This is a genomic window from Micromonospora musae, from assembly GCF_003626545.1.
In the GTDB taxonomy this organism is placed as follows: Bacteria; Actinomycetota; Actinomycetes; order Mycobacteriales; family Micromonosporaceae; genus Micromonospora; species Micromonospora musae.
On sequence record NZ_RAZS01000003.1, the window covers coordinates 629533 to 654264 of the forward strand.

Consider the following 24732-nt stretch of genomic DNA (forward strand, 5'->3'; position numbering starts at 1 on the left):
TCTTCCTCTCGGCGGATCTTCAGGCGGCCCTCTTGTGCTCCGGCGGGCGCCTGCTTATGGTGCCTGAAACCGGTTTCTGTTAACCGCACGTTACGGATCGAGGGAGACATGGGCAATAGTCGGGTCACGGTTCGGGAGATCGCCCGGCTGGCCGGAGTCTCGGTCGCCACGGTCTCCCGGGTCTCCAACGGCACCGGCCAGGTGTCGGAGGAGATGCGCCGGCGCGTCCTCGAGGCGATCGAGAAGTACGGCTACCGGCCGGACCACCTCGGCCGGGCGCTCGCCGCGCGCCGGCACGGTGCGCTGGGCCTGGTCTTCCCCGGTCTCTCTGGTCCCTACTTCACCGAGCTGATCCAGGGCTTCGAGTCGGAGGCCGTGCCGGCCCGGGCCAGCGTGCACATCCTCTGCACCCACCTGCGCGAGGACTCCGACGATCAGGCGCTGGAGATGGCCCGACGGGTCGACGGCATCGCGGTCGTCGGCGGCACCATCACCGAACCGGCGCTGCTGCGCCTCGCCGAGCTGGTCCCGGTCGTCGTGCTCGCCGGCCGGGGACCGGAGACGGTGCCCTCGGTCGGCGTCGACAACGCCCCCGCCATGACGATGCTGACCCGGCACCTGCTGGTCGACCACGGCCTGCGGGACCTCGTCTTCGTGGGCAGCCCAGACGGCTCGCCGGACGTCAGCCAGCGATGGGCCGGCTTCCAGGAGGCGTACCGGGAGCTGGACCTCGCGCCGCCGACGGAGCCGCTGCGCCTCGCCATGCAGCAGCACGACGGCGTGCTCGCCACCGAGCGGCTGCTCGGCGGCGGCACCCCGGCCCCGCAGGCCGTCGTCTGCGCCAACGACGAGCTCGCGCTCGGCGTCCTCGTCGGGGCGCTGGGCCGGGGCCTGCGAGTGCCGGAAGACCTCGTCATCACCGGCTTCGACGACGCGCCGATGGCCGCGCTCGTCTCGCCGCCGCTCACCACCGTGCGGCAGCCGGTCCGGGAACTGGCCGCCGAGGCCGCCCGGCTGATCCTCAACGCCGTCGATGCCCCCGGCGCGGCGTTCGACAGCGTCGTCCTCCCCACCGAGTTCGTCGTGCGCCGCAGCTGCGGCTGCCCGGCGGAGCCCCCCACTGGAGGTACCGGCAAGTGAAACGATCGAGACTCGCCCGGATCGCCGCGGTCGCGGCCGCCGTCGTCCTGACCGCCGCCGGCTGCACCGGCACCGAACAGCAGTCCGGGCCCGGCACCGAGGGCCGCATCGCGTACCTCGACTACGGCGACTTCGGCGGCGGCAGCAACCCGCAGGCCAACTACAACCCGTACCTCGACGCCAGCCGGCTCGGCGCCACCGAGTACCTCTTCGAGCAGCTCGTCGCGTACGACAACTACGGCTGTCAGGCGAAGCCCTGGCTGGCCACCGAGTGGAGCTGGACCGACCCGCAGACGTTGGTGTGGAAGCTGCGCGACGGCGTGCAGTGGAACGACGGCAAGCCGTTCACCGCCGACGACGTGACCTTCACCTACGACCTGCTCAAGCAGCACAAGGCGCTCGACGTCAAGGGTGTCTGGCGCTACCTGAGTGCCGTCGAGTCGACCGACCCGCACACCGTCACCATGCGGTTCGTGCAGCCCGGCGCCGCGGCGTTCACGCTCTTCAGCGAGATCAAGATCGTGCCGAAGCACGTCTGGTCCACCGTGGCCGACCCGGTCACCTTCACCAACGCCGAGAAGCCCGTCGGCACCGGACCGTTCACCGTCAAGGCGTTCAACCCCCAGCAGCTCACGCTCGGCCGCAATGCCGACTACTGGCAGGCCGACAAGATCATGGTCGACGAGCTGCGGTTCCACAAGGCCGACGGTGGCGGCCAGATCGACCAGCTCAAGCTCAGCCGCGGCGAGTACGACACCAACGCGATGTTCGTGCCGGACATCAAGAAGGCGTACGTCGACCGGGATCCGGCGCACAACAAGTACTGGTACCCCTCCGGTGGCTCCATCAGCGTCTACATGAACCTCACCAAGGCGCCGTTCGACGACACCGCCTTCCGCAAGGCCCTGCTGCCCGGGTTCAACCGGCAGGAGATCGTCGACAAGGCGCAGCTCGGCTACGTCAAGCCGGCCAGCCAGACCGGACTGGTGGTGCCCGGCCAGGCCGACTGGCTGCCGAAGGACCTCGCCGACCAGGGCGTCATCGGCTACGACCAGGCGAAGGCCGACGCCGACCTGACCGCCGCCGGCTACCCCCGCAACGGCGACGGCAAGCGCGTCGGCAAGGACGGCAAGCCGATCACGTTCAGCTTCCGGGTGCCCGGCTCCTGGACCGACTGGGTGCAGGCGCAGCGGATCATCGTGTCGAACCTGACCGCGCTCGGCTTCACCGTCCGGGCGGAGACCCCCACCCCCGAGGCGTACGAGAACGATCGCGCGATCGGCAACTACGACATGGTGCTCGGTGTGCACGGCGGAAGCTGCAACATGTTCCGCAACTTCCAGGAGCCGCTGGCCAGCGACCAGTCCGCGCCGATCGGCAAGAAGGCGGTCAGCAACTTCGTCCGCTGGAACGACCCGCACACCGACCAGCTGATCGACACGCTGCGCACCGCCACCGACGACGCGGCGCAGAAGGCCGCCGTCGCCGACCTGGCGAAGGTCATGGTGGAGCAGGTGCCGGTGATCCCGCTCTGGTACGGCGCCAAGTGGTTCCAGTACCGCACGGCCAAGGCGGTCGGCTGGCCGAGCGAGGAGAACGCGTACGCCGCGCCCAGCGACAACCTGCTGATCATCACGAACCTCAAGCCCACCGGGGCCGACGCCAAGTAGTCGACCGCCGGCCGGCGCATCCGCGGCGCCGGCCGGCCCGTCGGCGGAGAAGGGACCGGTACTCGTGGCCTACTTCCTCAGACGCTTCGTCTTCTTCCTCGGCACCCTGTGGGCGGCCGTCACGCTGAACTTCCTGATCCCGCGCCTGCAGCCCGGGGACCCCGCCGAGGCGATCGTGTCCCGGCTGGCCGGGCAGAGCGAGAGCGTCGACCCGGCCCAGGTGCAGGCCATCCGGGTCATGCTCGGCACACCCGACGGGAACCTCTTCGACCAGTACGTGCAGTACCTCGGCGCGGTGCTGCACGGCGACTTCGGAATCTCGTACACCTACTTCCCGTACAGCGTGACGCACATGATCGGGCAGGCGCTGCCGTGGACGGTGATCCTCGTCGGGGTCACCCAGATCATCTCGTTCGTCGTCGGCACGCTGCTCGGCACCTGGGCCGCGTACCGGCGCAACAGCCGGGTCGACTCGGTCATCACCCTCGGCTCGACCTTCCTCGGCACGCTGCCGTTCTTCTGGCTAGCCCTGCTGCTCGTCTACGTCTTCGCCATCACCCTGCACTGGTTCCCCGAGCGGGGCGGCTACGGCGGTGGCAGCTCACCGGGCTGGAGCTGGCTGTTCATCTCCGACGCCTTCCAGCACAGCGTGCTGCCGGCGGTCGCGCTGCTGATCACCGGTCCGATCGGCTGGATCATCGGAATGCGCAACAACATGGTGCAGAGCCTCGGTGAGGACCACACCCGGCTGGCCGTGGCCCGCGGCCTGCCCCGGCGTCGCATCGCCCTCACCTACGGGGCGCGCATCGCGATCCTGCCCAACGTCACCGGCTTCGCCATCGCGCTCGGCGGCATCCTCGGCGGCACCGTGCTGGTGGAGACGGTCTTCAACTACCCCGGCATGGGTCGGCTGCTGCTCGAGTCGGTCTCCAGCCGCGACTACCCGCTGATGCAGGCCATCTTCCTGTTCACCACGATCGGCGTGCTGGTGGCGAACTTCCTGGCCGACCTGCTCTACGGGTTCCTCGACCCCCGGGTGCGAAAGGTGGAATCGGCATGAGAATCGGCCTCGACGAGCGGGGTGAGGCCGCGTGAGCACCCCCGCCCCCGCCGTGCCGGCGCCCGGCACGGACACCGAAGGCGTCCAGGCCGCCGCCACCGCGGTCGCCCGGACCACCCGCCTGCCCGGCTGGTTCGTCATCCTCTGGCGCAACCGCAAGTGCCGTATCGGCCTGCTGATGCTCGCCGCGTTCGTGCTGCTCGCGGTCTTCGCGCCGCTTCTCGCCCCGTACGACCCCCACGAGGACGCCTTTCCCACCTCGCTCGGGCCCACCGGCAGCCACTGGCTGGGCACCACGGCCCAGGGCGAGGACGTCCTGTCCCAACTGGTCGTCGGGGCCCGCACCTCCATGCTCGTCGGCCTCGCGGCCGGGGTGCTCTCCACCCTGATCGGGCTGGTCATCGGCCTGACCGCGGGGTTCGTCGGCGGTTGGGTCGACGAGGTGCTCTCCTTCCTCATCAACCTGGGCCTGGTCGTGCCCGCGTTGCCGCTGATGGTGACGCTCGCCGCGTACGCCCCGGTGCGCGGAATCTGGCTGATCATCGTGGTGATCAGCGTGACCGGCTGGGCGTACGGCGCCCGCATCAAACGCTCGCAGGTCATCACGCTGCGCACCCGCGACTACGTGACCGCCGCCCGGTTCGCCGGCGACGGCACCGCCCGGATCATCGCCCGGGAGATCGTGCCGAACATGACCTCGCTCATCGTGGTCGGCTTCATGGGCGCGGCGCTCGCCGCCATCGGCGGCGAGGCGGGCCTGGCCTTCCTCGGCCTCGGCGATCCGCTGACCGTCAGCTGGGGCGCGATGCTCAACCAGGCCAGCCTCGGCGGCGCGATGCTCACCGGCCAGTGGGCCTGGCTGATCGCCCCCGGCCTCGCGCTCTCGCTGCTGATCACCTCCTTCACGCTGATCAACTTCGGGATCGACGCGCTCAGCAACCCCCACCTCCGGGAGGACTGACATGGCTCTGCTCGAGGTGGACCACCTCTCCGTCACCTACACCCCCCGCGACCAGCCGGCCAACCGCGCGGTGCACGACGTCTCGTTCCGCATCGCCGACGGCGAGTTCGTCGGCCTGCTCGGCGAGTCCGGCTGCGGCAAGTCGACGCTCGGCAACGCCGTGCTGCGCCTGCTCAGCCCGCCCGCGCACATCACCGGCGGCCGGGTCACCTTCGACGGCGTCGACCTGACCGAGGCCGACGAGGAACGGCTGCGCGAGCTGCGCTGGGTGGACCTCTCCACCGTCTTCCAGAGCAGCATGAACTCGCTCAATCCGGTCATCCGGGTGGAGGCCCAGTTCGCCGACACCTTCGCCGCGCACAAGGTGCCCGGCGACGTCACCGCCCGCGCCACCGAGCTGCTCGAACTGGTCGCGCTCGACCGGCGGGTGCTGCGGGCGTACCCGCACGAGCTCTCCGGCGGCATGAAGCAGCGGGTCGCCCTCGCCCTCGCGCTCGCCCTCCGTCCCAAGCTGGTCCTGCTCGACGAGCCCACCACCGGTCTCGACGTGGTGGTGCAGCGCAGCATCCTCACCCGCCTCGCCGAGCTGCGGCGCGAGCTCGGCTTCGCCGTCCTCTTCGTCAGCCACGACCTGGGCACCGTCCTGGAGATGGCCGACCGGGTGATGGTGATGTACGGCGGCGAGATCGTCGAGGACCGCCCCGCGGGCGAGGTGCTCCGCGAGCCCCGCCACCCGTACACCCGCGGGCTGCTCGGCTCGTACGCCGACCCGCGGCTGCCCGAGGTGCGGGTCAGCTACATCCCGGGCCGGCCGCCGGACCTGTCCCGCCCGCACGCCGGCTGCCTCTTCACCGCCCGCTGCCCGCACGCCGAGGACGCCTGCCGCACCACCCACCCGGACCTGCTGCCGGACCGGGGCGGGCTGGTCCGTTGCCTGGTGGCCCAGGAGGACCGGCTGCCCGTCGTCACCCTCGGCACCGCCGAGGCCGCCACCGCGCTCGGCAGCCACTTCCCGGCGACCGCCGGCCTCCACCGGCCGGCCGACCCGGCCGACGCCGCGCCAGTGCTCACCGTCGAGCGGGTGAGCAAGCGGTACACCAGCCGGCGTGGGCTGCGCACGAGCAGCGTCGAGGCGGTCCGGGACGCCTCCTTCACGCTGCGCCCCGGCACGGTCACCGCGCTGGTGGGGCAGAGCGGCAGCGGCAAGTCGACGCTCGCGCGGCTGATCACCGGGGTGGAACGGCCGAGCACCGGCGAGGTCCGGTTCACCGGTGGCGACGGCCCAGACCTCCGGGTCGACCGGCTGCGCGGCCGGGCCCTGCGCGACTACCGGCGGCACGTACAGATGATCTTCCAGGATCCGTTCAGCGCGCTGAACCCGACCCGCACCATCGCGTACGCCCTCTCCCGGCCGCTGGCCAACTTCGCCGGCCTCGGTGGCGTGGCGGCCCGGGAGCGCGCCGCGCAGCTGCTGGAGAGCGTCGGTCTCGCGCCGGCGGGGCAGTTCCTCGACAAGCTGCCGCACCAGCTCTCCGGCGGGCAACGGCAACGCGTGGTGACCGCCCGGGCGCTCGCGCCCGAACCGCGGGTGCTGATCGCCGACGAGCCGATCTCCATGCTGGACGTGTCGATCCGCGCCGAGATCCTCGAACTGCTCGGCGACCTGGTCCGGGAACACCGGCTGGCGATGCTCTACATCACCCACGACCTGCTCAGCGCCCGGCTCCTCGCCGACGAGGTGCTGGTCCTCAACCAGGGGAGAGTGGTCGAGAGCGGACCGACGCGGGAGGTGATCGGAGCGGCCCGCGACGACTACACGCGGCTGCTGCTCGACTCGATCCCCAACCCGTTCGCGAAGGCCACCGGCCGCCAGGCGTCGCCGTCGGCCTGAGTCCGACGGCGCGCGGCCGGGGAGTCGGCGTCGGGCGGCCGGGGGCCCGGCGCCGGTTCCTCGGCCCGACGTGCGCAGCGGGCCCACCCCGACCCGATCGGGGTGGGCCCGCTCGTCACGCCAGCCAGGCGGTCGACCGGGCGGGGAGCTTCTCCTCCGCCGCCGGTGCGCTGGCCAGCAGCAGCCGCCTTCCGTACGGGCGCCAGTCGACCGGCGCGTCGCCGAGGTTGACCAGGCAGGTCGGGCCGTGCTGCCCGCGCCGGAAGGCCAGGCACTCGGCCGGCGCGTCCCGCCAGGTCAGCTCGGCCGGCCGGCCCCGCCACCAGACGTCGCGCAGCGGCAGCGCCGTCCGGGTCAGCGCCAACGTCGAGCTCCGGTCGTCGCGCTGCCCGTCCACCGCGTACCTGCCCCAGTCGGCGGGCTGCGGCAGCCACGGCGTCGACCCGGCCGGCCCGAAACCGTACGGCGCGCCGCCGGCGGTCCACGGCAGCGGGATCCGGGCGCCGTCGCGGCCCCGGTCGGCGCCACCGGACCGGCGGAACACCGGATCCCGGATCGCCTCGTCGGCGAGCGTCACCTCCGGCAGGCCGAGCTCGTCCCCGGCGTACAGGTACACCGCGCCGGGCAGCGCCAGCATCAGCAGCAGCACCGCCCGGGCGCCGTGCGGCCCCCACCGTTCGGCGGCCCGCCGGACGTCGTGGCTGCCGTGCACCCAGGTCGGCAACCGGCCGTGCCGGCCGGTGGCGGCGAGCAGGGCGTCGACGCCGTCGCGCCACAGCTGCGCCCGCAGTGGCCAGTAGAGCGGGTCCATGGCGAAGGCCTGCCCCAGCTCGTCGGGGCGCAGGTACGGGGCGAGCAGCTCCGGCCCACCCCACGTCTCCGCCACCCCGAGCCGGTCGCCCGGGTACGAGGCCAGCTCCCGCGCCCACCGGCGGTAGATCTCGTGCACCTCTTCCCGGTCGCTGAACGGGGCCGGGTCGCCCGGCCGCCAACCGTCCGGCAGGTCGGGGTACGCCGGATCCTTCGACAGCGAGCCGGCGGCGTCGAACCGCACCCCGTCCACCCCGCGGTCCAGCCAGAACCGGAGCGTGGCGAGCGTGTCGGCGGCGACGTCCGGGTGGTCGTGCCGCAGATCCGGCTGCTCGGCGTCGAACAGGTGCAGGTACCACTCGCCGTCGCCGAACGGCGTCCACGCCGGACCACCGAAGATCGAGGGCCAGTTCGTCGGCGGCTGCACGCCCTCCGGTCCGCGCCCGGCCCGTACGTGGAACCGGGCGCGCTCCGCCGAGCCGGGCCCGGCGGCACGGGCGGCGACGAACCACGGATGCGCGCTGGAGACGTGGTTGAGCACCAGGTCGACCAGCACCCGCAGGTCGAGCCGGTGGGCGTCGGCGATCAGGCCGTCGACGTCGGCGAGGGTGCCGAGTCGCGGGTCCACGTCGCGGTGGTCGCTGACGTCGTAACCGGCGTCGGAATCGGGGCTGGGGTAGAAGGGCGTCACCCAGACCGCGTCCACGCCGAGCCCGGCCAGGTACGGCAGGCGCGAGCGTACGCCCGGCAGGTCACCGAGCCCGTCGCCGTCGGAGTCGGTGAACGAGCGTACGTACACCTCGTAGGTGACGGCCTCGCGCCACCAGGGTCCGGTCATCGGGGAGTCAACTCCAACAGGGAGAGCGATGGCATGGGCAGGGTCGACGACAGCGTCAGCCGGCCGTCGTCCGGGGTGACGGTCACCGGCGGCGACGCGTCGGCGAGCGTGTCCCTGGCGCGCAGCACCCGCCACTGCTCCTCGGTGGGCCAACCGTCGACGCCGAGCCGGCGCGCGGTGGCGGTCAGATTCGACGTCTCGTCGTCCACCCTGCGGTGGCGCAGCAGGTACGCTCCGCGCCCCAGCCCGCCGAGCCGGATCCGAACGGTCCGCTCCAGCCGGCGGCGCTGCTCCGGCCGGCCGAGTACGCCCTGGTCGAGGGTGCCGTTCCAGACCACGACGGCCACCCGGCCGGTCTCCGGGTCGATCGACGGCCAGGCCCGCACGAGGGTGTCGGCGCCGTCTCCGGTGATCCGTGCGGGCAGCTCCGCCGCACCGAGCTGCTCCAGCATCCACAGCGCCCAGAAGCGGGGCTTGGCGAGGTTGCCGACGGAGAGCAGCCCGAACCCGCCGTGCACCAGCGCGGGTGGCCGGCCCAGCTCCTCGAAGTGGTCGCTCGCCACCCAGCAGGCGAGCGCGTCCACCCGACCGGCCGCCGCCCGCATCCCGGTCGCCAGGAACGCGGCCGAGAGCACCGAGTCGTTGACCGGCGCGAAGTGGGTGGGGGAGGGGCCCCACTCGGTCCAGAGCAGCGGCGTGCCGTCGCGTCCGTGCCGTTCGAGTGCCGGGCGCAGGTCCAGCGGCGGGCTGCCGTAGACGTGGGTGGAGAGGAAGTCCAGCGGCGCGCCGGAGGCGTCGACGTGGTCGAGGAACGGTTCGATCCACTTCGTGGCCGCGGTCGCCGGCCCGCCGACCGGAAGGCCCGGGCAGGCTTCGCGTACCGCCCGGGCGGTCACGTCGTACATCCGCAGGTACTCCTCGCCGGTACCGGTCCAGAAGCACTCCAGGTCCGGTTCGTTCCACACCTCGACCGCCCATCGGCGCAGCTCGGCGTCGCCGACCCGGGCCCGCAGGTGCCGGACCAGGTCGCCGACGAGCCTCGCCCACCGGTCCCAGTCCCTCGGCGGGCTGGACACGCCGGCCGCGGTGACGACCCGCGACGGGTCGCGGGCCAGCGCCCGGGGCACGAACGACAGCTCCAGCACCGGCCGCAGGCCGGTCGGGGCGAGCGAGTCCAGCACCGCGTCGACGCCGCTGAAGTCGTGCACCGGGCGTCCGTCCTCCTCGCGGTAGACGCCCAGGTCGTCGCCGAGGATGCCGTGCGCGCGTACCCGCCGTACGCCCAGCTCGCGGTGCACCCGCGACAGCGCCGCCGCCAGCCCGGCACCCATCGGCTCGCCGCCCACCCGGTCGGTGCCGAGCAGCAGGCTCAGGTGCTCGGAGCCGATCATGTCCCGCCACGGCCGGTGCACCGGCCCAGCCGCTCGGGCGACGTCCACCGCGACCTCGACCACGGCGTCGCCGTCGTCACGCGCCGCGACCGGTGCCGACTCCCGCCCGAGCGGCGCCTCGTCGGGACGGTCCGGGTCGTACACCGGACGCACCGCGTACCGCACGGTCCGTCCCGGCTCGACGGTGGTGTCGGCGTACGGCGGGCCGGGAACCGCGAGCAGGTCACCGCCTCGATGGTCGACCACCCGGTACGGGCCGTCACCGTCGGCGCGGTGCACCAGGTATCCGGCGGCGCCGGGCGCGGCATCCCAGTCGACGTCGACCTGTCCGCGCCCGGCGTGCACCCGGATCCCGCCGCCCCGGCTGATCGTCCGGGCGGCCGCTCCGGCCGCGCGTGGGTCGGCCGGATCGCTCTCCGGGGCCGTGGCCGCCTCCGCGCGCTCCCCGCCGGTTCCGGCGGCGGTGGCCGGCGGCCGAGCAGTGCTGGACACCGGTCAGCCTCCGGCGACCTCGATCAGGACCGCGCCCGGCTGCGGAAGGTGCAGCTCCACTACCGCCGCGCCGCCCTCGGTGCCGGACTCGACCTTCTCCGTCGCCAGCTCGTCGACGGCGCGCAGCGCGTCCCACTGCTCGTCGGCGGGCCACTCGGTGATGCCGAGTCGCCCGGCGAGGGTGGTGATGTCGCCGTGCTCCCGGTCGAGGCGGGTGACGGTGACCGTCAGGCCGGCCGCGCCCTCCACGACGAGGCGGAGTCGCCGGGCCAGGGCGGCGTCGCCGTCCCGCTTGGACTGGTCCAGGGTGTGCGCCCAGACGAGGATCGCGAGACCGCCGTCGGCGCGCCGGCTGGCCCAGCTCTGCACCAGCCCCTCCGCGCCGTCGCCGCCGGCCCGCACCGGCAGCTCGGTCTCGCCGAGCCGGCTCAGCATCCGCAGCGCGTGGTAGCGGGGCTTGGCGATGCCGCCGACGGTGATCAGACCGAAGCCGCCGTGCAGCAGCCGTGGCGGGCGACCCAGCTCCTCGAAGTGGTCGCTGGCCACCCAGTACGACAGGGCGTCGACCCGGCCGGCGGCCGAGCGCATGCCGGAGAGCAGGAACGTCGCCGCGGAGGTGCCGTCGTTGACCGGGTGGAAGTGGGTGGGGGTGACGCCCCACTCGGTCCAGAGGATCCGGGCCTCCGGGAAGCCGAACCGCGCCAGGGTGGGGCGCAGGTCCAGCGGCGGGCTGCCGTAGGTGTGAGTGGAGACGAAGTCGACGGGCGCGCCCGAGCGGCGGGCGTGGCCGAGTAGCGCGTCCACCCATCCGGCGGCGGCCGAGGAGGGCCCGCCGACCGGGATGCGCGGGTCGACGTCCTTGACCGCCCGGGCGGTCACGTCGTACAACCGCATCCACTCGTCGCGGGTGCCCGACCAGAACACCTCCAGGTTGGCCTCGTTCCACACCTCGAAGTCCCAGCCCAGCACCTCCTCGCCGTACCGGTCGAGCAGGTGCGCGACCAGGGCGCGGACCAGCTCCGCCCAGCGGTCCCAGTCCTTCGGCGGGGAGATGACGCCGCGGTACTGGAAGACGGTCCGCTCGGGATCGCTGGCCAGGTCGCGGGGCATGAAGCCGATCTCCACCACCGGCCGCAGACCGGTGGCGAGCAGCAGGTCGTAGACCCGGTCGACGCCGGTGAAGTCGAGCACCGGTACGCCGTCGACCTCGCGGTAGACGCCCAGATCGTCGTGGAGGATCGAGTGCGCCCGCACCGTCTCGACGCCGACCTCGTCCCGGATCCGGCGCAGCGCGGCCAGCAGCTCGGCGCCGATCTCCCGCCCGCCCGAGGTGTCGGTGCAGAGCAGTTGGGAGAGCCGCTCGCTGCCGATCATCGGCTGCCACGGGCGCGGCAGCGACGCCCCGGTCGCGGCGGCGTCGACGGCCAGCTCCACGGTCGGGACGCTGTCGGTGAGGGGCAGCGACGCGCAGGCCACCGGCGTGCAGAGCGGGCCGGTGACGGTGACCTCGGGTACGGCGGCCACCGCGTACGCGTACGGCCGGCCCAGCTCGCCCGTGGTGTCGACGTACCAGGTGTCCGGCACGGAGAGGACGTCGCCGCCGAGGTGGTCGACCGGGGTCAGCTCGCCGGAGACGACGCCGTCGGCGACGGGTGCCCGGTGTACGAGGTATCCGACCGCGCCGGGCACCGGCGACCAGGCGAGGCGGACGTGGCCGACCCCGGCGAGGGCGGTCAGCCCCGGCGGTGGGGCGAGGACGGGTGTGCCGTCCGTGGTGCCGGTCTCGTCGCTGCGCAGGGCGATTCGCGCCTCCCAGTCGGATCGGGCATCGGCCGGTGGGTGGTCGCTGGTGCTCGTCACCGGGGCACCTCCTGGTGTGTCGGGTATTCCGGTCCGAGCACTGTAACCGGTTTCTGTGGCGGTCGCGCCCCCGCACCAGGCACTTTTTCCCGAGCGCTGATCGGGTTCGGTCGCCGCCGTGGGTCGGTCCCTCGACGGGCTGGCGCCGCATTGATCCCTTCCGGACGGCGGGCCGGGTTTCAGTCCGGCAGGCGAGGCATCTGCGGGTCGTCGTCCCGGCCGAGCAGCACCGCCCGGGTGAGCGCCGCCGCGCCGAACCGGTCCCGGACCGCGTCCACGGCCGCGTCGAGGTCCGCGCCCGGATCGCGGTCGAACGGCAGCGGCGGCTGGACCGGGGCGTCGTCCAGGTTGCCCACGGCGACGCCCACCAGCGTGACGCCACGGCGCGCGATCTCCGGCAGCGCCGCCCGCAGCAGGGCTCGAACGGCGTCGAGCACCACCCGGGTGTCGTCGGTCGCCTTCGCGAGGGTGTGCGACCGGGTCGCCCGGGTGTAGTCGCCGAAGCGCAGCCGCAGCACGACCGTCCGACCGCTGCGCCGGGCCGCGCGCATCCGCCGGGTGACGCGGTCGACCAGCCCCGCGACGATGGCCTCCAGCTCCTGCGGCGCGTGCGCTCCCCGCCCCAGCGCGTGCTGCGCACCCATCGAGCCCCGCCGACGACCCACCTGCACCGGACGCGGGTCACGGTTGTGGGCGAGCGCGTGCAGGTGCCGCCCGGCGCCGGCGCCGAGCAGGGAGACCAGCGCCGCCTCGCCGAGCCGGGCCACCTCGCCGACCGTGCGGACCCGCCGTTCGCGCAGCTTCGCCGCGGTGACCGGTCCCACCCCCCACAGCCGCTCCACCGGCAGCGGGTGCAGGAACGCCAGCTCCCCGTCCGGCGGCACGACGAGCAGGCCGTCGGGCTTGGCCACCCCGCTGGCGACCTTGGCGAGGAACTTCGTCCGCGCCACGCCCACCGTGATGGGCAGGCCGACGCCGTCGCGGACCTCCCGGCGCAGCCGCGCCGCGATCTCGGCCGGCGCTCCGACCAGCCGTCGCAGACCGCCGACGTCGAGGAACGCCTCGTCGACCGAGATCCCCTCCACCAGCGGCGTGGTCCGCCGGAAGATCTCGAACACCGCCCGGCTGGCCGCCGTGTACGCCGCCATCCGGGGCGGCACGACGACGGCGTCCGGGCAGAGCCGGCGGGCCTGCCGCCCGGCCATGGCGCTGCGGACGCCACGCGCCTTCGCCTCGTAGCTGGCGGCGAGCACCACCCCGCCGCCGACGATCACCGGTCGACCCCGCAGCCGTGGGTCGTCCCGCTGCTCGACGGAGGCGTAGAACGCGTCCAGGTCGGCGTGCAGGATCGTGGCCCCGGATGACACGAACACATGTTCGCACAGCCGTCGCGACCCCGTCACTGACCTGCGGTTACGGCTGCCCGTCGACCCGGTGCGGCGACAGTCGTGACGGGCGACCCGCGGCGCCGCGACGGGGGGCGTCGCGGGTCGGAGCCTGTTCCGGTCGGCTCGCCCGACCGGACCGCCGCCGGGGCCGGCGCGGTCGGGCTCGCTCACCGAGACCGGGGCTAACCGAGCAGCTCGTCGATCGTGATGGGCAGGGAGCGGATCCGCTTCCCGGTCGCGTGGTAGACGGCGTTCGCGACCGCCGCGGCCGTGCCCGGCAGGCCGACCTCGCCGACCCCCTTGGTGCCGAGCGGTGTCAGCTGATCCGGCTCGCCGACGAAGGTGACGTCGATCTCGCCGATGTCCGCGTTCACGGCCACCAGGTAGTCGCCGAGGTTGGCGTTCGCGATGCGGCCGGTCCGGGGGTCGGTGACGGTCTCCTCGAGGATCGCCTGGCCGACGCCGCCGACCGTGGCGCCGATGATCTGGCTGCGGGCCAGCTTCTCGTTGAGGATCCGGCCGCCGTCGACGACGGAGACGATCCGCGGCACCCGCAGCAGGCCGAGGTCCGGGTCGACGTGCACCTCGACGAACTTCGCCGCGAACGCGCCGGCCGGCGCCATGCCGACCTCCTGCGGGTCCGGTGGGTCGCTGACGCCGTCGGCGGTCAACTCGTCCAGCCCGTGCCGGGCCAGGATGGCCACGAAGCTCTCGCCCAGCTTGCCGTCGGCCCGGTGGTGGATCCGTCCGCCGCTCACGGCGACGTCGTCGATGGTGCAGCCCCGCAGCGGCGACGCCGAGTCGTTCACGACGGTCCTCAGGAACGTCCTGATGAGTTCCCGGCAGGCGGCGTGCACGGCGTTCCCCAGTGCCCCGGTCAGCCCGGACCCGCCGGCCTGCGGCGACCAGGGCAGGTTCGAGTCGCCGAGGTCGAAGCGCACCTGGTCCAGCTCGAGCCCGAGCAGCTCGGCCGAGAGCTGCCGCATCACGGTGTACGTGCCGGTGCCGATGTCCGTGGCGGCGCTGCGGACGTAGCCCGTGCCGTCGCTGCCGATCGTCGCGCGGGCCTCGCAGTGCACCTGCCACCACAGGTAGCTCACCCCGGCCATGCCGTAGCCGACGAGCCACCGACCGTCCCGCATCGCCCCGATCCGCCGGTCGCGGCGGGACCAGCCGAACCGCTCCGCGCCCACCTGGTAGCACTCCCGCAGGGCCTTGCTCGACCAGGGCAGACCGAACTGGGGCTGCACCTGCGCGTAGTTGCGCAGCCGCAGGTCGAGCGGGTCCAGGTCGAGCAGGTAGGAGAGCTCGTCGATCGCCGACTCCAGCGCGAAGTTGGCCTGCGCCTCGCCGGGCGCCCGCATCGACCCGGGGCAGGGGATGTTGAGCCGCCGCTGCCGGTCGCGGGTGGCCACGTTCGGGCAGGCGTACGCGCTGGCGCTGGAAGCGGCGACCGGCTCCAGGTTCTCGTCGTCCATGGCGACGGTCTGGAGGGCCTCGTGCTCGATCGCCACGAAGCCGCCGTCGCGGGCGGCGCCGATCCGGAGCTGCTGCACCGTGTTCGGCCGGTGCCCGATGCCGGTGAACATCTCCGGGCGAGAGAGCACCAGCTTCACCGGCCGACCGACCGTGCGCGCGGCCAGCACCGCGAGGACCACGTGCGGCCACACCCGGAGTCCGGAACCGAACGCCCCGCCGACGTACTTCGCGTAGACGCGCACCGCCGACTCGGGCACCTCGAACATCTGGGCGAGGGTCTGGCAGGTGTTCGAGGTCCACTGGGTGGCGTCGTGCACGGTGAGGCGGCCACCGCTCCACTGCGCCACCGTCGCGAAGAGCCCGAGCGGATTGTTGGTGTTCTCCGCGGTGACGTACGTGGCCTCGTGCACGACCTCGGCGGCGGCCAGCGCACCGGCGGCGTCGCCCCGCGTCGCGTCCATCCCGAACGGGTCGGTCCGCAGCTCCCCGGCCGGGTCCTCGATCCTCAACACGGGCTCGGTGCGCTCGTACTCGACGGTGACGGCGCGGGCCGCCGCGGCCGCCTGGTACGGCTTCTCGGCGACCACCGCCGCCAGGTACTGGCCGTGGTGCCGGATCCGATCGTCCTGCAGCGGCGGTGGCGGCGTCGGTCCCAGGTTGTTCGTCGGCCCGGCGGCCAGCCGGGGCGCGTTGTGGTGGGAGAGGACGGCCAGCACGCCGGGCAGCTGCTCGGCCGCGCCGGTGTCGAGCCGGGTGATCCGCCCGGCGGCGATCGTGCTGCGGACCAGTGCGACGTGCACCATGCCGGGAAGGGTGATGTCCGAGGAGTACGCGGCGGCGCCCGCCACCTTGAGCGGCCCGTCGACCCGGTCCACGCCGGCGCCGACGACCACAGGACGGGTCAGGGTCACGTCCGGTCACCTCCCAGCTCCTCCAGGGCGCGCACGATCGTCCGTCGGGCCAGCTCGGGTTTGAACGCCGTCCCCGGCACTGTGAAGGGGGCGCGCAGCTCCGCCTCCGCCGCTGCCCGGTAGGTCTCGACGGTCGCCGGCGCGCCGGTGAGGACCTGCTCGGCCGCCCGGGCGCGCCAGGGGATCGTGCCGACCCCGCCGAGGCCGAGCCGCGCCTCGGTGATGGTCCCGTCCTCGACGGTCAGCGCGGCGGCGACCGAGACGAGGGCGAACTCGTAGGAGGCCCGGTCCCGCACCTTGAGGTAGCCGGAACGGATGGCCGCCGGCGGCAGCGGGATTTCGATCGCGGTGACGAGGTCACCGTGGCGCAGCACGGTCTCGAGGTCCGGACGGTCGCCGGGGAGGAGGTAGAACTCGGTCAGCGGTATCCGGCGTTCGCCGTCGGTTCCGCGTACCCGCACCACCGTGTCGAGCGCCACGAGCGGTACGCACAGGTCGGAGGCGTGCAGCGCGATGCAGGTCTCGCCGGCGCCGAGGATGGCGTGCATGCGTGCGCCCGCGCCCGTGATGGCGGCGCAGCCCGACGACGGGGTGCGCTTGTTGCAGTCCGGCACGCCCGGGTCCCGGAAGTAGCGGCAGCGGGTACGTTGCAGCAGGTTCCCGCCGATGGTGGCCATGTTGCGCAGCTGGGTCGAGGCTCCCGCCAGCAGGGCGGTCCGGACGAACGGCAGCCGTTCGGCGACGGTGGGGTCGGCGGCCAGCTCCTCCATGGTGGTCAGCGCGCCGACCCGGAGGGTCCGGTCGTCGGCGGTGATCCCGCGTAGCGGCAACCGGGTGATGTCGACGACCCGCTCGGGTTCGAGGATGCCGTCCTTGAGCATCAGGTCCACCTGCGTGGTCCCGCCGGCGAGGTACTGGGCGGCCGGGTCGCCGCTCACCAGCGCCACGGCCGCGCCGATGTCGTCCGCCCGCACGTACTCGAAGGCCCGCACGCCTACCGCGCTCCCTGCCGGGCGACCTCACGGATCGCCGCGACGATGTTCGGGTACGCCCCGCAGCGGCAGATGTTGCCGCTCATGAACTCGCGGATCTCGTCGTCGGAGCCGGTCCGTCCCTCGTGTAGCAGGGCGACGGCCGACATGATCTGCCCCGGCGTGCAGTAGCCGCACTGGAACCCGTCGTGGCGCAGGAACGCCTCCTGGAGCGGGTGGAGTCGCCCGTCCGACGAGAGTCCTTCGATGGTGGCCACCTGCCGTCGGTCGCACTGGGCGGCCAGGGTCAGGCAGGACAGCACCCGTCGTCCGTCGACGAGTACGGTGCACGCGCCGCAGGCGCCCTGGTCGCACCCCTTCTTGGTGCCGGTCAACGCGAGTTCGTCGCGCAGGGCGTCGAGCAGCGTGACGCGGCTGTCGATCAGCAGCTCGTGGTCGGCTCCGTTCACGGTCAGCGTCACCCGAACGGTGCCGGCGTCACCGGCCGCCGGCTGCGCCGCCCGCGCGTTCCGGGAGTCCTGGCCCATCAGCCCTCCGTCCCCAGCCTTCCGCCGGTCGCCCTGTTTCGGCCATCTTCTCCGGTTTGCCGGGGCGGGGAGGCAGGGATCCACCAAGTCCGTTGGGGATGAGCCGGGGCGCTCGGCGACGAGCGCCGGCACCCGCCCACCGGATCGTGGAGCGGACGGCGGGGTGCGCCGCGTCGGTCAGGCGACCCGGGGCGCCGGTGCGATCGGCAGCACGCCACGCTGCGCCGCGCCGGTCGTTCCACGGGTCTGCTCGACGATCGCGGTGCGCTCCACCGGTGGGGTCCGGGGGTCCGTCCGGTCGGGCAGGGTTCCGGCCGGCGGTGTGCCGCCCGCGACGACCCCACCCAACAGCGCCAGCAGGCGCGGCAGGTCGCCGGTGGGCATCCGGAACGAGGCCCGGCAGACCCCGCCGCTCCACAGTGAGAGCACCACGGCCTCCCGCTCCGGGTGATAGCTGACCCGCATCGTCCGGTCCTCGCCCCGCGTGTCGGCGAACAGGTCACCGAGGCTGGGCATCGGCAATACCTCTCCCATGGCAACCAGAATGCAACACTCTCGTCACCCAGCGGTAGATCAGAGCGGGACGGAACGATTCGAGATGCCGGCAGGGCGGTCAGCTCACCGCGGTCGGCGACGGCGGGGCGCTGCCGCCCTGCGGGGCCTCGCCGGACATCAGGCGGACGAGCTCCGCCCGGTCGTCGGCGGAGGGGAGCCCCCATCCCGGCTGGTATCCGTAGACCTCGTGCAGCGGGGTGGAGCCGGTGCGGCCGTCCAGGAACTCCACCGAGTCGGTGCCGATCAGCCCGGGATGCTCCACTCCGCACGCCTCGGCGACCTTCATCAGGTCGCGGCGCAGGGTCCGGAGGTAGTTCGCCGCCCGTACCGACTTGCGTGCCGGGTCCAGGCCGCGGGCCAGCCACGCGTTCTGGGTGGCGACGCCGGTCGGGCAGGTGTCGGTGTGGCACTTCTGCGCCTGGATGCAGCCGATCGCCAGCATCGCCTCCCGGCCGACGTTCACCAGGTCGCAGCCGAGCGCGAACGCGACCACCGCGTTGTCGGGCAGGCCGAGCTTGCCCGCGCCGACGAAGACCACCTGCTCGTGCAGCCCCCGCTCGGCGAAGAGGGAGTAGACCCGGGAGAAGCCCTGCTGGAAGGGGAGCGAGACGGAGTCGGTGAAGATCAGTGGCGCGGCGCCCGTGCCGCCCTCGCCACCGTCGACGGTCACGAAGTCGACGCCCCGGCCGGTGTCCCGCATCAGGTCGGTCAGCTCGTGCCAGAAACCCAGGTCACCGACGGCGGACTTGATACCGACCGGCAGCCCGGTCTCGGCGGCGAGCAGCTCCACCCAGTCCAGCAGACTGTCGCAGTCGGAGAACTCCGCGTGCCGGGACGGGCTCACGCAGTCCCGCCCCACGGGTACTCCCCGGGTGGCGGCGATCTCCGCGGAGACCTTGGCGCCCGGCAGCAACCCGCCGAGGCTCGGCTTCGCCCCCTGGCTGAGCTTGATCTCCAGCGCCCGCACGGGCGCTGCGGCGACCAGGTCCCGCAGCCGGGCCAGGCTGAACCGCCCGCGCTCGTCCCGGCAGCCGAAGTAGGCCGTACCGATCTGGAAAACCAGTTCACCGCCGTTGCGGTGGTACGGCGACAGACCGCCCTCGCCGGTGTTCTGCAGGCAACCGGCCAGGGCCGCACCCCGGTTCAACGCCGCGACCGCGTTGCCGGAGAGCGATCCGAAGCTCATCCCGGAGATGTTCACGACCGACCCGGGCCGGAACGCGCCGCTGCGGCCACGCGCCGCGCCGAGCACCTTGGCGCAGGGCAGCCGCACGTCGTGCCCGGCGTTCGGCGCGGACGGGGGGACCGCTCGACCGAAGGTCCGATGCTTGATGATCGGATAGCCGGGGGTGTACTCGATGTCGTTGTCCGTGCCGAAGCCGAAGTAGTTGTTCTGCTGCTTCGCCGACGCGTACACCCAGCGGCGCTGGTCGCGGGTGAAGGGCCGCTCCTCGTTGTTGCCGGCCACGATGTACTGGCGTAGCTCGGGCCCGATCGCCTCCAGCAGGTACCGGGCCCGGCCCAGCACCGGGAAGTTACGCAGCAGCGCGTGATCGCGTTGGGTGAGGTCCCGGGCGGCGAGGGCCGCGATCGCGGCGGCCGCCGCCGCGGGTACGACTCGGCGTGCCCACGTCATGCCCGCACTCTTTCCGGGATCGGGCCGACGCAAACCGCCGGGCCGCCACCGTCGCCACGCGCCACCGTCGCCGGGCGACAGCCGAGGCGGGGAGTCAGCCCTGCTTCGGCATGATGTCCACCATCCACTGGATGCCGAAGCGGTCGACGCACATGCCGAACTCGTCGCCCCACATCTGCTTCTCCAGCGGCATCGCCACCACGCCGCCCTCGCTGAGCCGCTCCCAGTAGCCGCGCAGCTCGTCGGCGTCGTCGCCGCTGAGGCTCACGCTGATGTTGTTCCCCGGCTCGTGTTGCATGCCGGGTGGGAGGTCCGACACCATCAGCGTGAAGCCCCGATCGGTGTCCAACATGGCGTGCATGATCTGGTCCTCGGTGCCCGGCGCGGCGTTGCCGAACTCGCCGAACGTGCTCACGTACAGCGAGCCGCCGAAGACCTGTCGGTAGAACTCGATGGCCTCGCGGGCGTTGCCCGGGAAGTTGAGGTACGGGTTGAGTCGAGACGCCACAGCACCCTCCTTGGTCGTGACCTGCGTCATCGTCGCAGCTCACGAGGGGCGGGACAACGAGGCGCGGCCGCGTTTCGCGCCAGGCGGGGGAGCGGTCGGGTGCCGACCGCCCCCCACCGGAGCGACGGCCGGACTCAGTGGTGCTTGAAGGACTGTCGCACCACGCCGCCGACGATGGCGCACCAGGTGCTGACGTCCACCTTGCCGTTGCGCGGCAGCCCGTGCACGCCCTGCAGGTCCTGCACCGCCTTGCGGGTCGCGAAGTCGTACTCGCCGGTCACCGTGACGTCGGCGTACCCCTTGACGTTCAAGATGAACTGCACGGCGCTGACCGGAAGACCGCTGGCGTGCTTGTCCAGCTCGGGGACGAGGGTCTCCCAGGTCTGCGGGGTGAGCGTGGCGTCGACGTCCACCGGGATGCCGTTGCGGTACTGCCAGTCCTGCACGGCCGCCACCGTCGCCGCGTCGAAGACGCTGTTGATCGGGACGGCGTAGCCGCGGTGGGCGAGCAGGTACTGCACCACCTGCACCGACGGCGAGCCGACGAAGCGCCACAGGTCCGGCCAGCGGCGGGCCGGCACGTCGGCGAGGCGGGTGTCGAGCTCGGCGAAGACCCGGCGCCGCAGCATCGGGAACTGCCGGTAGAACGCCGCTCCCGGGCACTGCGTGTTGCGGAAGTCCCAGTGGCCGAAGATGTCGTGCGCCTGCAGGCCGTACTGCCGGCAGATGGTGGCGCAGAGCTTGACCAGCGAGTCGAGCAGCGCCTGCGGCGGCGTCTCGGTGACGTAGGTGCCCTCGTTCTCGATCCCGATGGCCCGACCGTTCTCACCGGGGCAGTGCGCGGCGATCATCTGCCGGTCGCCGGCCTGGAGGCGCTCCAGGCTTCCGGTGCGGCCCTCCAGCACGTACCCGCCGCGGCTCACCGTGAAGTGCTGTCCGGTGTCGGACCAGCCGTTGCCGTCCATGTGCAGGTCCTGGCAGTCCTTCGCCAGCTTGACGGCCTGCGCCTGCGAGTAGTCGGTGACGTTGGGGAAGGCCATGTGGTGCACGATGATCTTGTTGGTCGCGGTGGCGCTGATCGACAGCGGGTCGGCCGGTGGGCGCGCCCCCCACTCGGCGCAGCCGATGATCCAGTCGAGGTCCGTGCCCGCGCCCGGGGTCGCCCGCGCCGCGGCCGGGAAGGCGAGCTCGCTCCCGACGACCGCGACCGTGGCGGCGCCGAGGCCGGCCCGCAGCAGCGTACGGCGGTCCAGTTCGGAATGGTTGACGTGCATGACAGCTCCTCTGCGGCCGGGCCCGGGGGTTGTGAAAAGTAGCTCCAACGGCCGCGCGTCATGTGGAGGATATTGCCGCACCCGGCGCTGCGCTAGGGGTCGGGCCGAGGCGGCTGCCCGCAGCCGAGGCTCACTCCTCGATCGCCCCACCGACGCGACGCAGGTGGCGTCGGAACGTGTACGCCGGATCGACAACCCGGCGCGCCAGGTACTCGTCGAAGCCGGTCTGCCGGCGCAGCGTCTCACCCGCCCGGATCCGCGCCGCCTGCTCCCGCTCGACCTGCCGGATCCGCGCTGCGGCCGCGAGCACCTTCTCGGCGCGGTCGGCGGCCACGAAGAGCACCCCGTCGTCGTCACCGAAGACCAGGTCGCCCCGACCCACCTCGTGCGCGCCGACGCGGGCGCTCGTCAACGCCGCCGGCTTCCGCTCGTCCACCCGGACCGGGCCCGCCGGAGAGCTGCCGTAGCTGAACACCGGCAGCCCGATCTCGGCCAGCTCCGCGGTGTCCCGGTGCAGCCCCCACACCACCAGGCCGGCCACCTCCGCCGTGGCGGCCTCCAGCACCGTCAGGTCGCCGACGCACGCCTCGTCCGTACGGCCGCCGTTGTCGACCACGAGCACGTCCCCGGTCGCCGCGTGGCCGTATGCCTCCAGGAAGACGTCCACACTGCCGTAGTGCCGCGCGGGCAACACCCGCCCGGCGACCCGCTGGCCGGCGAGCAGCGGCCGGACACCGGCCGGGGCGACCCGCAGCGGCACCCCCAGGCGTACGCACGCATCCGCCAGCAGCGGTGTGGACAGGTCGGCGAAGTGCTCCAGCATGACGTCCTCCGGACGGCTCGGCGGGGACGCCATCGTAGGGAGACCGAACCGCGGCGCAGCGAGATCCAATTCCGAGCGCGCGGCCCGCCCTGACGATCGCCCCCGCGCCCGCCCGAACGCCGCCGCCGGCGGGGGCTTGCCGCCGCTGCGCCGGGGTTGGCAGGACTGACGGCCGCGACAGTGGGTACGCGCGGGTTCCGCGACGTGCGGACGGTTCGGGATTCGGAGGTGCCGTGGGAGCCGGTGTGGTGATCGCCGTGGTCATCGTGGTCGTGGTGGTGCTGATCGTGCTGGCGCTCAGCCTCCGGATGGTCCAGCAGTACCAGCGCGGCATCGTCTTCCGCTTCGGCCGGGTGCTGGAGCAGGTCCGGCAGCCCGGCCTGCACCTGATCATCCCGATCGCCGACCGGATGGTGCGGGTCAGCATGCAGACCACCGTGATCGGCGTGCCGCCGCAGGGCGCGATCACCCGGGACAACGTCACGCTCACCGTGGACGCCGTCGTCTACTACCGGGTGGTCGACCCGGTCAAGGCGCTGGTCAACATCCGCGACTACCCCGCGGCCGTGCTCCAGGTCGCGCAGACCGCGATGCGTTCGGTGATCGGCAAGGCCGACCTCGACACGCTGCTCGGCGACCGGGACCGGATCAACGCCGAGCTGAAGTCGGTCATCGACGCGCCGACGGAGAAGCCGTGGGGGCTGCTCATCGAACGCGTCGAGGTCAAGGACGTCTCGCTGCCGGAGGGCATGAAGCGCTCGATGTCCCGGCAGGCGGAGGCGGAGCGGGAGCGGCGTGCCCGGGTCATCGCCGCCGACGGCGAATTCCAGGCCTCGCGCCGGCTCGCCGACGCGTCCCGGGCGATGGCGGCGACGCCCGGCGCCTACCAACTGCGGCTGTTGCAGACCGTGGTGGACGTCGCGGCCGAGAAGAACAGCACGCTCGTGATGCCGTTCCCGGTCGAGTTGCTGCGCTTCTTCGACAAGTTCACCGGATCGCCGGGCGGACCGGCCTCCGCGATGCCGCCGCTCGGCGCGCCTTCCGAGCGGGCGGACCTCGGGCCGCTCACCGAGAACGTGGCCGGCGCCGCCGAGGACGACGGCCACAGCGGGCGGCCCTGACCCGGCAACCACGCTCGGCTCGATCGACAGGTCGCAACGGCGATCCGATCCACTTCGGATGGATCGCCGGACCCGACGTGGCACGTTTGACGCGGGGCGGCCGCCGGGTAGGTGGGGACGGAACGTCTCGACCTACCCGCGTGGAGGACCTCGGATGAGAGACAACGTCGGCGACGCGGTGGGCGACGCCTTCCGCTCGGTGATGCTGTTCGTGCCCAAGGCGGTCGCCTTCCTGGCGATCCTGGTGGTCGGCTGGTTCGTCGCCAAGGCCGCCTTGAAGATCGTGAACCGGATCCTCGAACGGGTCGGCTTCGACCGTGCCGTCGAACGCGGCGGCCTGCGGCGCGTGCTGGACCGATCCCGCTACGACGCCAGCGACATCGTCGCGAAACTCGTCCAGTACGGGCTGCTGCTGGTCACCCTCCAGCTGGCCTTCGGCATCTGGGGACCGAACCCCGTCTCGGACCTGATCGCCGGGGTGATCGCCTGGCTGCCGCGCGCCTTCGTGGCCATCGTCATCGTGGTGGTCGCCGCCGCGATCGCCAGCGCCGTCAAGGACATCGTCGGCAGCGCCCTCGGCGGCCTCTCCTACGGCCGGGTGCTGGCCACCATCGCGTACGTCTTCCTCCTCGGCCTGGGCGCCATCGCGGCGCTCAACCAGATCGGCGTGGCCACCACGGTCACCACCCCCGTGCTCGTCGCCGTGCTGGCCACCGTCGGCGGGATCCTCGTCGTGGGCGTCGGTGGCGGCCTGGTCCGCCCGATGCAGAGCCGCTGGGAGGCGTGGCTGACCCGCGCGGAGCAGGAGTCCCACTCGATCGCCACGCACGCCCGCGCCTACCGGGCCGACCGGCGCTCCGCCGCGGCGGCCGAGCCGCCGAGCCCGGCCGTGGCGGACGAGTCGCCGAGCCCGGCCGGCGCGGCTCCGGACGCCACCGGGGCGACCCGACCCGCCGACCCCGACGCCACCCAGGTGGTCACCCGACCCGCCGACCCCGACGCCACCCAGGTGGTCAGCCGGCCGGCGGATCCGGACGCCACCCAGGTCGTGCCGCGCGCCGACGACCCGGACGCCACCCAGCCGACCCCGCCCGGCGGCACCCCGATTCCCGGGCAGCGGAGCACGGACGAGAGCGAGACCACCATGGTCATCCCACCCGCGCCACCCCGGCCGGACCAGCACTGACCCGTCGACGCGGAAGGGGTGGGGCCGTGCGGCCCCACCCCTTCGCGGTGCCCGGCCCGCCGGAGGCCGCCCGCCCCGCGCCGCGCTCCGATCGAGCGCAGGGCCACCGCGCGCCACCCGGATGCCGCGAACCCTGGCCCGGTGGGGGCGACGCCCACTAGCATCGCGGGCATGACCTGGCGACATTGATGCACCGCTGACGGCCGTAGCCGTGGGCCG

General features: G+C 73.2%; 19 protein-coding genes. 7 read left to right on the forward strand and 12 right to left on the reverse strand.

Annotation, left to right across the window (positions count from 1 at the left end):
• Positions 1–108 precede the first annotated feature (108 nt).
• From D7147_RS10930 to D7147_RS10950, 5 genes are all read left to right on the forward strand, one after another.
• A complete protein-coding gene (locus D7147_RS10930) occupies positions 109–1140 on the forward strand; it encodes a LacI family DNA-binding transcriptional regulator (RefSeq protein WP_120676320.1) in 1032 nt (343 codons plus the stop codon).
• Positions 1137–2810 carry an ABC transporter substrate-binding protein gene (locus D7147_RS10935; protein ID WP_120676321.1) on the forward strand — a complete coding sequence of 558 codons (1674 nt, stop codon included), beginning with the start codon at positions 1137–1139 and terminating at the stop codon, positions 2808–2810. Before D7147_RS10930 ends, D7147_RS10935 begins: the two co-directional genes overlap by 4 nt.
• 64 nt (positions 2811–2874) lie before the next feature.
• Positions 2875–3870, forward strand: a complete 996-nt coding sequence (locus D7147_RS10940) for an ABC transporter permease (RefSeq protein WP_120676323.1) — start codon at positions 2875–2877, stop codon at positions 3868–3870.
• A gap of 31 nt (positions 3871–3901) precedes the next feature.
• A complete protein-coding gene (locus D7147_RS10945) occupies positions 3902–4831 on the forward strand; it encodes an ABC transporter permease (protein WP_120676325.1) in 930 nt (309 codons plus the stop codon).
• A gap of 1 nt (position 4832) precedes the next feature.
• Positions 4833–6722, forward strand: coding sequence for an ABC transporter ATP-binding protein (locus tag D7147_RS10950; protein WP_120676327.1), 1890 nt, complete (start codon positions 4833–4835; stop codon positions 6720–6722).
• Positions 6723–6837: 115 nt separating this feature from the next.
• Here D7147_RS10950 and D7147_RS10955 read toward each other — a convergent pair whose 3' ends face one another.
• From D7147_RS10955 to D7147_RS11010, 12 genes are all read right to left on the reverse strand, one after another.
• The gene (locus tag D7147_RS10955; RefSeq protein ID WP_120676329.1) at positions 6838–8370 is read right to left on the reverse strand and encodes an alpha-amylase family glycosyl hydrolase; all 1533 of its coding nucleotides are present in this window, start codon (positions 8368–8370) and stop codon (positions 6838–6840) included.
• Positions 8367–10253, reverse strand: a complete 1887-nt coding sequence (locus D7147_RS10960) for a GH39 family glycosyl hydrolase (protein ID WP_120676331.1) — start codon at positions 10251–10253, stop codon at positions 8367–8369. The genes D7147_RS10955 and D7147_RS10960 overlap by 4 nt, the downstream gene beginning before the upstream one ends.
• Positions 10254–10256: 3 nt before the next feature.
• Complete coding sequence (locus D7147_RS10965) at positions 10257–12113, reverse strand: GH39 family glycosyl hydrolase (RefSeq protein ID WP_120676333.1); 1857 nt, start codon at positions 12111–12113, stop codon at positions 10257–10259.
• 179 nt (positions 12114–12292) lie between these two features.
• Entirely contained in the window at positions 12293–13480 is a 1188-nt protein-coding gene (gene dinB / locus D7147_RS10970; protein WP_120676776.1) for a DNA polymerase IV, read from the reverse strand.
• Between the two features lie 203 nt (positions 13481–13683).
• Entirely contained in the window at positions 13684–15891 is a 2208-nt protein-coding gene (locus tag D7147_RS10975; protein ID WP_120676335.1) for a xanthine dehydrogenase family protein molybdopterin-binding subunit, read from the reverse strand.
• Positions 15888–16883, reverse strand: a complete 996-nt coding sequence (locus tag D7147_RS10980; protein WP_120676337.1) for an FAD binding domain-containing protein — start codon at positions 16881–16883, stop codon at positions 15888–15890. Before D7147_RS10980 ends, D7147_RS10975 begins: the two co-directional genes overlap by 4 nt.
• A 2-nt stretch (positions 16884–16885) precedes the next feature.
• Complete coding sequence (locus D7147_RS10985; protein ID WP_120676339.1) at positions 16886–17410, reverse strand: (2Fe-2S)-binding protein; 525 nt, start codon at positions 17408–17410, stop codon at positions 16886–16888.
• A 177-nt stretch (positions 17411–17587) separates the two neighbouring features.
• Complete coding sequence (locus tag D7147_RS10990) at positions 17588–17944, reverse strand: hypothetical protein (RefSeq protein WP_147437386.1); 357 nt, start codon at positions 17942–17944, stop codon at positions 17588–17590.
• Positions 17945–18023: 79 nt separating this feature from the next.
• Complete coding sequence (locus tag D7147_RS10995; RefSeq protein ID WP_120676343.1) at positions 18024–19601, reverse strand: FMN-binding glutamate synthase family protein; 1578 nt, start codon at positions 19599–19601, stop codon at positions 18024–18026.
• A gap of 94 nt (positions 19602–19695) precedes the next feature.
• The gene (locus tag D7147_RS11000; protein ID WP_120676345.1) at positions 19696–20109 is read right to left on the reverse strand and encodes a VOC family protein; all 414 of its coding nucleotides are present in this window, start codon (positions 20107–20109) and stop codon (positions 19696–19698) included.
• Positions 20110–20243: 134 nt separating this feature from the next.
• The gene (locus tag D7147_RS11005; protein ID WP_120676347.1) at positions 20244–21383 is read right to left on the reverse strand and encodes a peptidoglycan recognition protein family protein; all 1140 of its coding nucleotides are present in this window, start codon (positions 21381–21383) and stop codon (positions 20244–20246) included.
• Positions 21384–21513: 130 nt separating this feature from the next.
• Positions 21514–22206: an RraA family protein gene (locus D7147_RS11010; RefSeq protein ID WP_120676778.1), complete on the reverse strand. Its 693-nt coding sequence runs from the start codon at positions 22204–22206 to the stop codon at positions 21514–21516.
• A 233-nt stretch (positions 22207–22439) separates the two neighbouring features.
• Between D7147_RS11010 and D7147_RS11015 the strand changes: the two genes are divergently transcribed.
• Positions 22440–23327, forward strand: coding sequence for a slipin family protein (locus D7147_RS11015; protein WP_120676349.1), 888 nt, complete (start codon positions 22440–22442; stop codon positions 23325–23327).
• 154 nt (positions 23328–23481) lie between these two features.
• Positions 23482–24513: a mechanosensitive ion channel family protein gene (locus D7147_RS11020; RefSeq protein ID WP_120676351.1), complete on the forward strand. Its 1032-nt coding sequence runs from the start codon at positions 23482–23484 to the stop codon at positions 24511–24513.
• Positions 24514–24732 lie beyond the last annotated feature (219 nt).

Coding starts and splice junctions, on each gene's coding strand:
- D7147_RS10985 (WP_120676339.1), bottom strand. CDS start 17,410: ATGGGCCAGGACTCCCGGAACGCGCGGGCGGCGCAGCCGGCGGCCGGT.
- D7147_RS11010 (WP_120676778.1), bottom strand. CDS start 22,206: ATGCTGGAGCACTTCGCCGACCTGTCCACACCGCTGCTGGCGGATGCG.
- D7147_RS11005 (WP_120676347.1), bottom strand. CDS start 21,383: ATGCACGTCAACCATTCCGAACTGGACCGCCGTACGCTGCTGCGGGCC.
- D7147_RS10955 (WP_120676329.1), bottom strand. CDS start 8,370: ATGACCGGACCCTGGTGGCGCGAGGCCGTCACCTACGAGGTGTACGTA.
- D7147_RS10995 (WP_120676343.1), bottom strand. CDS start 19,601: ATGACGTGGGCACGCCGAGTCGTACCCGCGGCGGCGGCCGCCGCGATC.
- D7147_RS10950 (WP_120676327.1), top strand. CDS start 4,833: ATGGCTCTGCTCGAGGTGGACCACCTCTCCGTCACCTACACCCCCCGC.
- D7147_RS11020 (WP_120676351.1), top strand. CDS start 23,482: ATGAGAGACAACGTCGGCGACGCGGTGGGCGACGCCTTCCGCTCGGTG.
- D7147_RS10930 (WP_120676320.1), top strand. CDS start 109: ATGGGCAATAGTCGGGTCACGGTTCGGGAGATCGCCCGGCTGGCCGGA.
- D7147_RS10990 (WP_147437386.1), bottom strand. CDS start 17,944: ATGGGAGAGGTATTGCCGATGCCCAGCCTCGGTGACCTGTTCGCCGAC.